General features: G+C 55.4%; 14 protein-coding genes. 2 read left to right on the top strand and 12 right to left on the bottom strand.

Annotated features, from left to right (window positions below; all coding sequences use genetic code 11):
* Window positions 1-45: 45 nt before the first annotated feature.
* The 9 genes from tolA to DU506_RS09375 all read right to left on the bottom strand — a co-directional run bounded on the left by tolA (window position 46) and on the right by DU506_RS09375 (window position 7,408).
* The gene (tolA, locus tag DU506_RS09415) at window positions 46-1,203 is read right to left on the bottom strand and encodes a cell envelope integrity protein TolA (RefSeq protein WP_114486685.1); all 1,158 of its coding nucleotides are present in this window, start codon (window positions 1,201-1,203) and stop codon (window positions 46-48) included.
* On the bottom strand, window positions 1,193-1,633 hold the full coding sequence (gene tolR, locus DU506_RS09410; protein WP_114486684.1) for a protein TolR: 441 nt from the start codon (window positions 1,631-1,633) through the stop codon (window positions 1,193-1,195). Before tolR ends, tolA begins: the two co-directional genes overlap by 11 nt.
* A 12-nt stretch (window positions 1,634-1,645) precedes the next feature.
* Window positions 1,646-2,335, bottom strand: coding sequence for a protein TolQ (tolQ, locus tag DU506_RS09405; RefSeq protein WP_114486683.1), 690 nt, complete (start codon window positions 2,333-2,335; stop codon window positions 1,646-1,648).
* A gap of 67 nt (window positions 2,336-2,402) precedes the next feature.
* Window positions 2,403-2,834, bottom strand: coding sequence for a tol-pal system-associated acyl-CoA thioesterase (gene ybgC / locus DU506_RS09400; RefSeq protein WP_114486682.1), 432 nt, complete (start codon window positions 2,832-2,834; stop codon window positions 2,403-2,405).
* Window positions 2,831-3,868 carry a Holliday junction branch migration DNA helicase RuvB gene (gene ruvB / locus DU506_RS09395; RefSeq protein WP_114486681.1) on the bottom strand — a complete coding sequence of 346 codons (1,038 nt, stop codon included), beginning with the start codon at window positions 3,866-3,868 and terminating at the stop codon, window positions 2,831-2,833. Before ruvB ends, ybgC begins: the two co-directional genes overlap by 4 nt.
* Window positions 3,869-3,900: 32 nt before the next feature.
* Window positions 3,901-4,509, bottom strand: coding sequence for a Holliday junction branch migration protein RuvA (gene ruvA, locus DU506_RS09390; protein ID WP_114486680.1), 609 nt, complete (start codon window positions 4,507-4,509; stop codon window positions 3,901-3,903).
* A 90-nt stretch (window positions 4,510-4,599) separates the two neighbouring features.
* A complete protein-coding gene (ruvC, locus tag DU506_RS09385) occupies window positions 4,600-5,130 on the bottom strand; it encodes a crossover junction endodeoxyribonuclease RuvC (protein WP_114486679.1) in 531 nt (176 codons plus the stop codon).
* A 101-nt stretch (window positions 5,131-5,231) separates the two neighbouring features.
* Window positions 5,232-7,013, bottom strand: a complete 1,782-nt coding sequence (aspS, locus tag DU506_RS09380) for an aspartate--tRNA ligase (RefSeq protein WP_114486678.1) — start codon at window positions 7,011-7,013, stop codon at window positions 5,232-5,234.
* A 65-nt stretch (window positions 7,014-7,078) separates the two neighbouring features.
* The gene (locus tag DU506_RS09375; protein ID WP_114486677.1) at window positions 7,079-7,408 is read right to left on the bottom strand and encodes an FmdB family zinc ribbon protein; all 330 of its coding nucleotides are present in this window, start codon (window positions 7,406-7,408) and stop codon (window positions 7,079-7,081) included.
* Window positions 7,409-7,593: 185 nt separating this feature from the next.
* On the opposite strand from DU506_RS09375, the gene DU506_RS09370 reads away from it, so the two are divergent.
* A complete protein-coding gene (locus DU506_RS09370) occupies window positions 7,594-8,538 on the top strand; it encodes a D-2-hydroxyacid dehydrogenase (protein ID WP_114486676.1) in 945 nt (314 codons plus the stop codon).
* Here DU506_RS09370 and DU506_RS09365 read toward each other — a convergent pair.
* Together DU506_RS09365 and DU506_RS09360 are read right to left on the bottom strand one after the other, a co-directional pair.
* On the bottom strand, window positions 8,535-8,855 hold the full coding sequence (locus DU506_RS09365; RefSeq protein WP_114486675.1) for an acylphosphatase: 321 nt from the start codon (window positions 8,853-8,855) through the stop codon (window positions 8,535-8,537). The two genes, DU506_RS09370 and DU506_RS09365, sit on opposite strands and share 4 nt — an antisense overlap.
* 48 nt (window positions 8,856-8,903) lie before the next feature.
* Window positions 8,904-9,803, bottom strand: coding sequence for a YihY/virulence factor BrkB family protein (locus DU506_RS09360; protein ID WP_114486674.1), 900 nt, complete (start codon window positions 9,801-9,803; stop codon window positions 8,904-8,906).
* A 119-nt stretch (window positions 9,804-9,922) separates the two neighbouring features.
* Between DU506_RS09360 and DU506_RS09355 the strand changes: the two genes are divergently transcribed.
* Entirely contained in the window at window positions 9,923-11,017 is a 1,095-nt protein-coding gene (locus DU506_RS09355; protein ID WP_114486673.1) for a bifunctional nicotinamide-nucleotide adenylyltransferase/Nudix hydroxylase, read from the top strand.
* 7 nt (window positions 11,018-11,024) lie between these two features.
* Here the strand turns inward: DU506_RS09355 and DU506_RS09350 are convergent, their stop codons facing one another.
* A complete protein-coding gene (locus tag DU506_RS09350; protein WP_114486672.1) occupies window positions 11,025-11,942 on the bottom strand; it encodes a LysR substrate-binding domain-containing protein in 918 nt (305 codons plus the stop codon).
* Window positions 11,943-12,199: the final 257 nt, after the last annotated feature.

Below are 12,199 nucleotides of genomic sequence, written 5' to 3'. Positions count from 1 at the left end.
CTGACCATGCTCCCTTCCACAAGCCTGCTTTAGTCAACATTTGCATCAGCGAACATCCCCCGGGGTAAACCGTAAATTGAACTGTCGCAAGTCGCGTTGATATTCGCTAGGCACATCACGCAACTCGCCAAAAGGTGCTGCATGTTCGACCGCTTGTACTGCGGAACGATCGAACGTTGTATCGCCACTGGAACGCACGATGGAAATATTCAGGATCTCACCCGATGGGCCAAGCCTGATTTCCAGCATAGCATCCAGCGAATCGCTCGCTCCGGGTGGAATCAACCAAGCCTGTTCCACCGCTCTACGAACAATGGTAGTGAAACTATTGACCGCTTGCTGCGCCTGTTGAGCATTGGCGGCAGCTTCCGCCTCTCCTGCCAACTGGCGTTGCATGGCCTGTTCGGCGGCTTCAGCCGCTTCACGCCGACGCTGTTCTTCGACTTCGCGCTGTTGCTGAGCTTCTTCTTCCCGGCGTCGCTGTGCCTCGGCTTCACGCTGACGTTCGGTCTCCTCTTTGCGTCGCTGTTCTTCGGCTTCGCGCTGCTCTTGAGCTTCGGTTTCCTGTTGGCGCTGAGCTTCAGCTTCACGCTGCTGCTGGGCCTCGGCTTCTCGTTCCTGCTTGGTTTCAGCTTCGCGTTGCTCTTGAGCCTCGGCTTCGCGCTGGCGCAGGGCTTCCGCCTCGCGTTGACGCTGAGCTTCGATTTCCTCGGCACGCACGGCCGCTTCTTCTTCACGTTGTTGCGCTTGTTGCTGAGCCTGCTCGGCTCGGCGTTGAGCTTCTTGCTCGGCTGCCAGGAGAGCCGCCTCTCGCTCCGCTTCACGCTGGCTATCTTGTGCGGCTTGCTGCTCGGCCTCCTGGGCTGCCGCCTCTTCGGCTGCTTCGGCCTGAGCGCGTTGGCGCTGCTGGTCAGCTTGAGTCTCGGTCTCTTTTTCTAGCGCTTGCTGAGTGTTGAGCGCTGCCTGCTGTTCGGAGACTTGCTGTGCTTGGTCAGTGAAAGTTTCAGTACTCACCAGCGTCGCCTGAACCACCGAAGATGTTTCGGATTGAGGGTTCGAAGCAGGCAAACTGATCATACTTATCGCCAACACCAGCAAATGCACCCCCACCGCCAAAAGCGTGGGGAGGACATAGCCGACATCTTGATTATCATGTGGTTTGAAGCCTTTTTTCACGCTGTTTTCAACCTCTTCAGCCGCCATCCTGAGGTGGCTCGGAAATCAACCCCACATTGGCGACGCCCGAACGTTGCAGTGTGCTCATCAACACCACAATTTCCCCATAGGGCACGTTGCGGTCTCCGCGAAGCATGACCGGCGCTCCAGGACGACGCTGTAGTATTGCCATCACGCGCTGAGCCATCTCATCCAGCGTCACCTCGGAGGACTCGTCTCCCAAGGAGAGGTGGTAATTCCCCTCCCGATCAACGGAAATGAGAATCGGCTCGTTGTCTTCCAGCGCTTCGATAGGTTCCGAGGAAACTTGGGGCAGATCGACCTGGACACCTTGGGTCAACATGGGTGCGGTAATCATGAAAATTACCAGCAACACCAGCATGACATCGATGAACGGAACGACATTTATTTCCGCCATCGGCTTGCGCCGGTGGTTACGATTGAAGGGTCCTTGCATGGTATGACTCCCTTAGCCCGAGGTGGCATCACGACTCTGCACGTTACGATGCAGGATGGCGTGAAATTCTTCGGCAAAGGCCTCGTATCTTCCCAATAGCCGAGTGGCTTCACTGGATAGTCGGTTATAGAAAATAACCGCAGGAATAGCGGCAAACAGCCCCATGGCGGTGGCGATCAGCGCTTCGGCGATCCAAGGAGCGACAGTGGCCAACGTGGCCTGCTGGGAAAGTGAAAGCGACTGGAAGGCCCCCATGATTCCCCATACCGTACCGAATAGACCTATGTAAGGACTGGCGGATGCTACCGTTGCCAGGAAAACAAGATGCCGGCTCAGGCGATCCTCTTCGCGTGACCAGGCGACTCGCATGCTGCGCTCAACACCTTCAAGCACGGCCTGCGGGTTGCGTGTCTTGGGTAACAGGCGATTGAACTCTCGAAAACCGGCCTTGAAAATATGCTCGGCACCACTACGGAGATCTTCGTCGGGAATATCGCGGTAGAGTTCGTTGAGATCGACTCCCGACCAGAAGGTTTCTTCAAAATCGGCGCATTCACGCTTGGCTTTGCTTAACGCCAGACTGCGTTGAAAAATCACCACCCAGGAAAGAACCGACCCCACCAGCAGCAGCAGCATGACAACTTGCACAACGGTGCTTGCGCTCATGATCAGGTGGGGTATCGACATGCTGTTATCGTTCACGAGTATCCTCATCAATCAAAGCGCCGGCAGTTCCGCCGGCGTGGAAAATATGCTTAGGCACTGGTGCTCAGCTATGACAGTTGTTGGCAGCGCCACTGAACAACACAGCCTGCATGGCGGAAGGCCATGCCTTGGGACGCAATCGTTTGGCGCTCAAGCAGGCTATCTCGACTGTTGCGACGCACAAAAGTTCCTCACCACGTAACACTTCCTGCTGAAACGTCATCCGGCAGGGTCGTTGGTTTTCAATTCTTGCAGTGATCGTCAATGCATCATCCAGCCTTGCCGGACGACGATACTGGCAATTCAATTGGTGTACCACCAGCTGAGTGTCGTTCTCGAGAAGAACACCTTGATTGAGGCCGTGATAGCGAAGCCATTCGCTACGAGCGCGCTCCATGAATTTCAGGTAATTAACGTAGTAGACGATACCACCGGCGTCAGTATCTTCGATATACACCCGGACGGGAAAGTGAAAATGAGGGACTGACTGGCTCATGGCCGCACTTCCCCTTCAACGTCAGCCGCATCTTCATGGGGCGTCAGCTGGAAGTGTTGCCATGCCTGCCGAGTCACGACTCGCCCGCGCGCCGTTCGCATCATCATTCCTTGCTGAATCAGGTACGGCTCGATGACATCCTCGATGGTATCGCGCTCTTCACCGATAGCCGCCGACAGGGAATCAACACCCACCGGCCCACCATCGAACTTTTCGATCATTGCCAGCAGTAACCGCCGATCCATGTGATCCAAACCATGGTGATCCACATTGAGCATGTTCAGCGCTGCGTCGGCAATCGCCGTATCGATGTGGCCGCTCCCTTTGATCTGGGCATAATCACGTACCCGGCGGAGCAGACGATTGGCAATTCTGGGCGTACCACGAGAGCGCCGCGCTATTTCTATGCCTCCCTGATGGCTGGTTTCGACTTCGAGCAGGCGTGCCGAACGCTCCACAATCTCGGTGAGCTCTTCCAGGTTATAGAATTCCAGCCGTTGAACGATACCGAAGCGATCACGCAGCGGTGAAGTCAAAAGTCCAGCGCGAGTGGTGGCTCCCACCAAGGTAAACTGGGGCAAATCCAGTTTTATCGAGCGTGCCGCCGGACCTTCACCGATCATGATATCAAGCTGAAAGTCCTCCATGGCGGGGTACAATATTTCTTCCACTACAGGGGAAAGGCGGTGAATTTCATCAATGAATAACACATCACCGGGCTCCAGATTAGTCAGCATTGCCGCCAGATCCCCGGCTCGCTCCAGTACCGGCCCGGAAGTGGACTTGAGACCCACCCCCATTTCGGCGGCAATGATATTGGCCAGGGTGGTCTTGCCCAACCCGGGAGGGCCGAATACCAGGGTGTGGTCGAGACTTTCCTGACGCTTGCGCGCAGCCCCGATAAAAATTTCCAATTGCTCGCGCACCCGGGGCTGGCCGATGTAATCCACCAAGCGTTTGGGACGAATCGCATGATCGAAACGCCCTTCCCCCGGCTCTCTTTCCGCGGCGATCAGCCGGTCGTGTTCCAACATAATTCCATCTCGGTTTGCGGCGCAGGCATCGCCTAGCCGGCCATGCGGTTACTCAGCGCCGCCTTGATCAAGGCTTCGGTGGACTGATGGCGGTCAAGGTCTGCAAGCATTTTCGCCGCTTCGGTAGGCTTGTAACCCAGGCTTATCAACGCCGCTTCAGCATCGGCAAGGCCGTCTCGTGCCGCATGTACCCCAGTGGTGGCTTCCAGCGGCAAGCTGCTGTCGTTGGATACCTGCCAGTGCGGAAAGCGGTCACGCATCTCGATGACCAGTCGCTCGGCGGTTTTCTTGCCCACGCCCGGCAAGCGGGTCAATGCTTTGCTGTCGTCGTCACGTACGCAGCGCATGAAGGCGTCTTCATCCATTCCTGAAAGAATGGCCAGGGCCAACTTGGGGCCGACACCATTGACCTTAATCAAGGCACGAAACAGCGCCCGCTCTTGCTCGCGCAGGAAACCGTACAGCAAATGGGCGTCGTCTCTTACCGTCAAGTGGGTATACAAGGAAACGGGCTCTCCCACGACCGGCAGTGCCACCAGCGTAGTCATCGAGGCTTCCACCTCGTAACCCACACCGCCGACATCCACTACCAACCAGGGTGGGTGTTTTTCCAGCAAATGGCCGCGTAGACGTCCAATCATGACAAACTCGCTACAGGCAGAAAAAGAAGAATCCGAGGGCTTACTATAAAGCGCCCATGTACAAGTGACCAGTACTCGATCATCGTCTGCTCAAGGCGTGAATTGGCGCCAACTGCTGGTTTTTCGACGACTCCCGACGGCCTCGACACTCACATAACCACTTTGCGAATAGGCATAGGTCAGCGCTGCCGCTAACGCATCGGCGGCATCTTCCTGAGGCGTGGCACTCAAGCGCAATACGGCGGTGACCATATGCTGCACCTGCACCTTGGCGGCGCCTCCCTGGCCGGTGACCGCCTGCTTGATCTGGCGAGGTGCATATTCCGCCATCGGCAAGCCGTGGTTGGCAATGCATACAATGGCTGCTCCCCGCGCCTGCCCGAGTTTGAGCGCTGAATCGGCGTTTTTTGACATAAAGACGCGCTCTACCGCCACGACATCAGGACGATGGAGGGCAATCAACTCACTGATCCCCGCGTAAATCTGCGCCAGGCGTTGTTCAAGCACCTCATCACGGGTACGTACACAGCCGCTGGCCACGTAATGCGGCTTGACCTGAACCAGGTCAATGACGCCGTAGCCGGTAATTCTAGAACCCGGGTCAATTCCCAGAATCCGCATGTGGTTCCCCGGTTTTTTTCTTTCTCAATCAAAAACACCGACGCCCTTGGGCGTCGGTGTTACGTCATTCATCATTCATCCAACCCGTATTTAACAGGTTATCATTCGCTGACGGCTTCAGCCTTGGCTTTCTGGCGCAAACGAATGCTGAGCTCCTTGAGCTGGTCGGCACTGACCTCGCCCGGCGCATCGGTCATCAGGCAGGCTGCACTCTGGGTCTTGGGAAACGCGATGACTTCACGAATGGTACGAGCGCCGGCCATCAGCATCACCAAGCGATCCAGACCGAAGGCCAAGCCGCCATGCGGGGGTGCACCATACTGCAATGCATCAAGCAGGAAGCCGAATTTCTCTTGGGCTTCTTCTTCGCCGATTCCTAGAATCTCGAAAACCGTGTTTTGCATGGCCTGGTCGTGGATACGGATCGAACCACCGCCCAACTCCGTGCCATTGAGTACCATGTCGTAGGCGCGAGACAGAGCACTGGCAGGGTCGGTCTTCAAGACTTCCGGGCTACAGGAAGGCGCGGTAAAGGGGTGATGCAAGGGGCTCAGGCGACCCGTGTTATCGGCTTCGAACATCGGGAAATCAACCACCCAAAGCGGCGCCCATTCCTGCGTATAAAGCTCAAGGTCGGCACCCAGCTTGACCCGTAGCGCACCGATTGCTTCATTGACGATGCGTGCCTTGTCGGCACCGAAGAAGATGATGTCACCGTCTTGAGCATCGACGCGGTCGAGCAGTTCTTCGACCACATTTTCCATGAACTTGACGATGGGTGACTGCAAGCCCTCCAAGCCCTTGGCGCGTTCATTGACCTTGATCCAGGCCAGGCCCTTGGCGCCGTAGATACCTACGAACTTGGTATATTCGTCGATTTCCTTGCGCGAAAGCTTGGCACCGCCGGTGACTTTCAATGCCGCCACACGGCCGTCTTCCGCCTTGGCTGGGCCCGAGAAGACCTTGAAATCCACCTGTTGCATCAGGTCGTCGACATCGGTCAACTCGAGTGGAATGCGCAGGTCCGGCTTGTCGGAGCCGAAACGGTTCATCGCTTCCGCCCATGTCATGCGCGGAAATTCCGGCAGCTCGACACTGAGAACATCCTGGAACAGCTGACGAATCATGGCTTCGGTGATGCCCATGATATCGTCTTCTTCCACAAACGATGCTTCGATGTCGATCTGGGTGAATTCCGGCTGACGGTCGGCACGCAGATCTTCGTCACGAAAACACTTGGCAATCTGGTAGTAGCGATCAAACCCCGCCACCATCAGCAGTTGCTTGAATAGCTGAGGAGATTGCGGCAGAGCAAAGAAGCTGCCTGCATGGGTACGGCTCGGCACCAGGTAATCTCTCGCGCCTTCTGGCGTGGCACGGGTCAATACCGGTGTTTCAATGTCCAGAAACCCCTGGTTTTCCAGAAACGCCCGCACATTGTGAGAAATACGTGAACGCAGGCGCAGTTTTTCGATCATCTCCGGGCGGCGCAGATCAATATAGCGATACTTCAAGCGGACTTCTTCGCCCACCCTGCCATGTTCATCGAGCTGGAACGGCGGGGTGGCGGCGGTATTGAGTACTTCCACTTCCTTGGCCAGCACCTCGATCAACCCGGTGGGCATGGTGTCATTCTGGGTGCCTTCCGGACGCAGGCGTACGTGCCCGGTAATGCGCAGCACGTATTCATTACGTGCGCGGTCGGCATTAGCGAAAGCCTCGGCGGTGTCCGGGTCGACCACGAACTGGGCGATACCATCACGGTCGCGCATATCGAGGAAAATCACCCCACCGTGGTCACGGCGGCGATGTACCCACCCGCATACGGTGACCGTCTGGTCCACCAAAGTTTCGTTCAGCTGGCCGCAATAATGGCTGCGCATGTCAAATCCTGTTCTGTTGCGTGGCTATAGAAGAGTAACGGGCCTTACGACCCTGGCATTCACGGTCAGGCCGCGCTGCCCTTGTGCTTGGGTTTACCGCTGGTATCGCTTTTCTGTGTAGCGCTTGTCTTGGCATCACTTTTCACATCACTGCTTTGGGTGGCCGGCGCTTTTTTATCGCCCTCTCCACCGGCAGAAAGATTTTTCTTGCTGCCGGTCTTGAAATCGGTTTCATACCAGCCGCTGCCAGCCAGGCGAAATCCTGCCGCCGACACCAGGCGTACAAGCTCTTCACTTGCGCAGGCAGGACATTCTGTCAAGGGGGCCGCGCTGATCTTCTGCAGTTTTTCCAACCGCTGACCACAGGACTTGCACTCATATTCATAGATGGGCATGTTGATCACTCCTGAAAAAGCTCAACCCATACAGGACAATGGCGGGCATAAGCCCAACTCAAATGCCCTAGGTGGCGGGCCGGGACCAAAACTCCAAGCCTGCCGTCAAAGCCGGACATTATACCCTTTTGTGACCCCTGCCGAGCAAGGCCCGTCAGCTTGTCGGCACGAAATGGAGATATCTGATGCCTAATGCCGTTTTGCTGGACGCTCAAAGCCTAGGACCAGGAGTCGACCTGTCGGTTATAGAGCGCTGTGTCGATCATCTGGACGTGCATGAACAAAGCACCTCCGGGCAGGCGGAAGATCGGCTAAAAAATGCAGACATCGCGCTCGTCAACAAGGTAGTCCTCGATGCACAAACCTTGACGGCACTGCCGCGCCTCAAGCTGATTTGCGTACTGGCCACGGGCCTTAACAACATTGATCTAGATGCCGCCCGACAACAAGGCATTCAGGTCATGAACGTCGCCGCTTACGGCACCGCAAGCGTGTCACAGCATACCTTGATGCTGATATTGACGCTGGCCAATCGTTTGCCGCGCTACCAGCAGGATCTCGTCCAAGGCAAATGGCAAACAAGCCCTTTCTTCTGCCTTCAGGATCACCCCACCCTGCAGCTGGCGGGTAAACAGCTGGTCATTGTCGGCCAAGGTGAGCTGGGGTCCGAGGTGGCGCGCCTTGCCGAGGCCTTCGGCATGAAAATCGCTTTTGCGGCGCGGCCGGGCAATGAAACCGGCGACTCACGCCCGTCACTGGATGATTTGCTGCCCGAGGCGGACGTCATCAGCCTGCACTGTCCGCTGAACGAGGATACACGCCACCTGATCAATGCCGAGCGATTGGCCAAGGCCAAACCCGCACTACTGCTGATCAACTGTGCCCGAGGCGGGGTCATTGATGAATTGGCCGCACTCGATGCCTTGCGCGCGGGCAAGCTTGGTGGGCTCGGGGTCGATGTACTCCCAACTGAACCACCCAAAGAGGGCCATCCGCTGCTGGATGCCTTGCATGAACCACTCAATCTGATAGTAACGCCGCATAATGCCTGGATCGCCCCGGAAGCCCGTCAGAATATCGTCAATCTGACCGCTGACAATATTCACGCCTGGCAAACGCAAACCACTTAACCGGTCGAAAAATGATCCGGCACATGAGTGGTTTCAAGAACCTCGAATTCCACATGAGTCACATGGGCTTTTTCCGGCCCTTGCCATAGCCACTCACTCAGTTCACGCACGGCCCCGGGTTGGCCACACAGCAGCACTTCCACTCGACCGTCGGGCAGGTTCTTGGCGTAACCGGTAATGTCACGTTGCAGGGCTTGTTCCTGTGTGGCATTGCGAAACCAGACACCCTGTACCTTGCCCGTTACCCAAGCACGGGTACAGCATTGTTCTGTCCGTGACGAATCTGCTCTTGACGAATTGGTGCTCGACTGACTCATGAACGGTTTCCTTTTCTGGTCCTTGTGAAGGTCAAGTAGCAGTGAGCATTAAAGAAATTCTCGCCTCACCGCCACGGCAGTATTGCGTGGAATCAATTTACGCCCGCGTCGCAACAACAACGAGCGGGTGAATGCAGCTCCGAAAAGAAGAATAAGCGACGAGTAATAAACCCATAGCAAAATCATGACCACGGAACCTGCCGCGCCGTAAGTAGAAGCGGTGGCAGTATAGGCAAGATAAACTGCAATCAGGTTTCTGCCGATAGTGAAGAGTATTGCGGTCACTAACGCCCCTATAAAGACATCCTGCCAGCTCAGCACGACATCCGGCAACACCTTGAAAATCGAAGCGAAAAGCAACGTCACCATGGCCAGTGAAATAAGCGATTCCAATGCCGTCGTCAGCAGGCCCGCATAGGGCAACAGGTTGTCGGCGACACCTAACATGCCGCGTAACACCACCCCAACCACAAGCGATACCAGCAAGATAAAACCGATAGACAACACCACCGTCAATGACAACAATCGGTTCTTGAGAAAGATAAACAAACTGTTGGAGGTAGGTTTGGCCGTCACTCCCCAGATGGTATTCAATGAAAACTGCATCTGAGCAAATACTGTGGTCGCCCCTACCAGCAAGGCGAGAACCCCTAGCAAGGTGGGCAACAGTCCTGATTCTTCGATTCTGGATTGCGCCACCGCTTGTTCGATAGCCATGGCGGCATCCGTCCCTAATGTTCCCTGTAGCTGGGCGACAATTTGCCCTTGAGCGGCGTCTTCGCCCAAGACAACACCAATTACCGTGACGGCAATAATGATTGTGGGAGCCAACGAGAATAAGGTGTAGAAGGCCAGTGAACCGGCGTAGCTAAATGCATTGCGTTCGAGCCACAACGAAACGGCATCCTGAAACACCTTTCCCCAAAATTTGGCGGCTTCCTTGACCATTTTTACTTTTACTCCCTAAAGACATTCAGCTGTTGACAGCTATTTTCGATACACTACTTACCCGTTTCGGGTTCGTCCATTTACTCATTCATCCACTCAGTGTTTATAGGGAAGCCAGGATGCCTCCAGAATCACTCACATTACCCGCGGCTCCTGAATTCGATTGCCTGGTGTTCATTGGACGCTTTCAGCCTCCTCATCTGGGTCACTTGGCGGTGATACGCGAAGCATTGAAACAGGCTCGCCAGGTAATCGTACTGGTGGGTTCTGCCTGGCAGGCTCGCTCATTGCGCAATCCATGGCGGTTCGATGAACGCCAGGCAATGTTGCGCACCGGCTTTGACAAGGCTGAAAACGAACGCCTAGAAATCGTTCCCCTGCTGGACGCTCTCTACAACGACGATGTGTGGGTAAGGGATGTTCAACGCAAGGTACGCGATATCGCCTCCCCGACGCATGCCCGACTGCCTCGCATAGGCCTTATCGGGGCCAGCCGTGGACAATCCAGTTATTATTTGTCGCTGTTTCCACAATGGGAGTCAGTCAGTGTGCCGCTGGTCGATGGTATTTCGGCAAGCCAGATCCGCGAGCGACTGTTTCGCTCACAGGACGCATCAAACGACTACTTGAGTACTGGTGCTTCGCATGATTTACCGCCGGGTGTCGTCGACCGCGTGGCCCAGTTCTGTCAAGGCGAGGTATATCACCAGTTACTTGAAGAGCAGCAGTTACTTGACCAGTATAGGAAAGCTTGGGCACAAGCGCCCTACCCACCTATTTTCGTTACCGTGAACGCCGTTGTGGTGCAATCCGGTCATGTGTTGCTGGTCCGCCGCACTGCTGCACCCGGCAAAGGCTTGTTTGCCCTTCCCGGTGGATTTATCAACCCCCATGAGCGCCTGTTGGATGCATGCCTGAGAGAGTTACGGGAGCGTTTACGTTTGAAAGTCCCTGAGCCAGTGCTGAAAGGCTCCTTGCGTGGTCAGCGTCTTTTCGATGAACCCCACCGTAGCTGGCGGGGCCGGACCCTGGCAGAAGCCTTTTACTTCGCGCTTCGCCCTGAACAACAGCTTCCGCGGCTAAAACCCGTCAAAGGCGGCGACCATGCTCGCTGGGTAGCCTTGGCGGATCTTGAGCCGGAGAGTCTGTTCGAAGATCACTTTTTCATCATTCAGAACTTTCTTGGCCTGCCTGCCGACCTTGGCAGTGGGTAATTTACTGTCAAGCTTCTAGAAAATCGCGTGGTAATCGCATCATTTGACGCCACAATTTTTCCACACCGGGCTTATGCACCAAAGAACAGCGATAGAGGCGAATTTCCAAAGGAATGTCCCATTTTTCATCACCAGCACGGACGAGTCGTCCGCTGTTCAACTCGTCTCGAATACAGAAATCGGGGATCCAGGCTACGCCAACCCCTTGCAGTACCATGCCTTTCAGCCCTTCAGCCATGGCCGTTTCGTATACCGTACGTAACTTCATGCGTAATGGGTCATTTTTCAACAACATACGCACACTGCGCCCCAAGAACGCGCCTTGCGTATACGACAGGTACGGCAAGGATTCGTCTTGACTAAATGCAAAAAGGGGCTTTCCTTCGGAATCTGGCAAGGTGACCGGCAACATATTTACTTTACCAATTGAAAATGAAGGAAAAACTTCTGCATCCAGCTGCATGGTGGCAAAAGGGTCGTAATATGCCAGCATGAGATCGCAATTGCCCTCACGTAATACGTGGATGGCCTCACCCACATTCATGGCGACAAGGCGCGTTGGCAACTCCCCCAGCCCTTTTTGTAGACGTGAAATCCAGGGGGGGTAGAAACTCAATGCCAATGAATGTGCCGCCACGATATCCAGGGCTTCGTTGGCAATGGATAGTCCACGCAAATGGCTCAATGACTCATTGAGCTGCTCCACCAGATTGCGAGCCGTTACCAAAAACAACTGGCCTTCCGAGGTTAAATCTACCGGCGTGGTGGAACGATCCACCAGGGTTACGCCTACTGCTTGCTCCAGGGCTCGAATACGCCGACTGAAAGCTGGTTGAGTAACATGACGTTGACGGGCGGATGCCGAAAAGCTTCGGGTACTGGCTAATGTGACAAAATCTTCCAGCCACTTTGTTTCAAGATTCAACCTAGACTCCTGTCACCCAGATGACCCAGATGTTCAATGAATATTATCGATAACGTTGCGCTTGAACCCTCCGACGATTCATTCAAAGAATAGAATCGCGGATTCCCATCACTCTCACGCGCTTTGTTGCCAAAGCGTGGAGAGCGTGACCGGAGTTCGCGGTGTGCGAGTCGGCGTTTGCGAGCTCACACGGGCGGTAGCCTTGCGGCCACGCCCTTGGTAAACAACATGCCCGCGGGCGGCGATGTTATAGGCGG

Source organism: Vreelandella rituensis, assembly GCF_003336665.1.
GTDB classification, from domain to species: domain Bacteria; phylum Pseudomonadota; class Gammaproteobacteria; order Pseudomonadales; family Halomonadaceae; genus Vreelandella; species Vreelandella rituensis.
Note: the sequence above shows the minus strand (reverse complement) of the source record. Positions and strands in the feature narration are given on the sequence as shown.

Bases quoted from the DNA above. Each gene is read 5' to 3' on its own strand.
- DU506_RS09375 (WP_114486677.1), bottom strand. From the start codon at position 7,408: ATGCCCATCTATGAATATGAGTGCAAGTCCTGTGGTCAGCGGTTGGAA.
- DU506_RS09365 (WP_114486675.1), bottom strand. From the start codon at position 8,855: ATGAGTCAGTCGAGCACCAATTCGTCAAGAGCAGATTCGTCACGGACA.
- ruvA (WP_114486680.1), bottom strand. From the start codon at position 4,509: ATGATTGGACGTCTACGCGGCCATTTGCTGGAAAAACACCCACCCTGG.
- tolR (WP_114486684.1), bottom strand. From the start codon at position 1,633: ATGCAAGGACCCTTCAATCGTAACCACCGGCGCAAGCCGATGGCGGAA.
- DU506_RS09370 (WP_114486676.1), top strand. From the start codon at position 7,594: ATGCCTAATGCCGTTTTGCTGGACGCTCAAAGCCTAGGACCAGGAGTC.
- ruvB (WP_114486681.1), bottom strand. From the start codon at position 3,868: ATGTTGGAACACGACCGGCTGATCGCCGCGGAAAGAGAGCCGGGGGAA.
- DU506_RS09355 (WP_114486673.1), top strand. From the start codon at position 9,923: ATGCCTCCAGAATCACTCACATTACCCGCGGCTCCTGAATTCGATTGC.
- DU506_RS09360 (WP_114486674.1), bottom strand. From the start codon at position 9,803: ATGGTCAAGGAAGCCGCCAAATTTTGGGGAAAGGTGTTTCAGGATGCC.
- aspS (WP_114486678.1), bottom strand. From the start codon at position 7,013: ATGCGCAGCCATTATTGCGGCCAGCTGAACGAAACTTTGGTGGACCAG.
- ybgC (WP_114486682.1), bottom strand. From the start codon at position 2,834: ATGAGCCAGTCAGTCCCTCATTTTCACTTTCCCGTCCGGGTGTATATC.
- tolA (WP_114486685.1), bottom strand. From the start codon at position 1,203: ATGGCGGCTGAAGAGGTTGAAAACAGCGTGAAAAAAGGCTTCAAACCA.
- ruvC (WP_114486679.1), bottom strand. From the start codon at position 5,130: ATGCGGATTCTGGGAATTGACCCGGGTTCTAGAATTACCGGCTACGGC.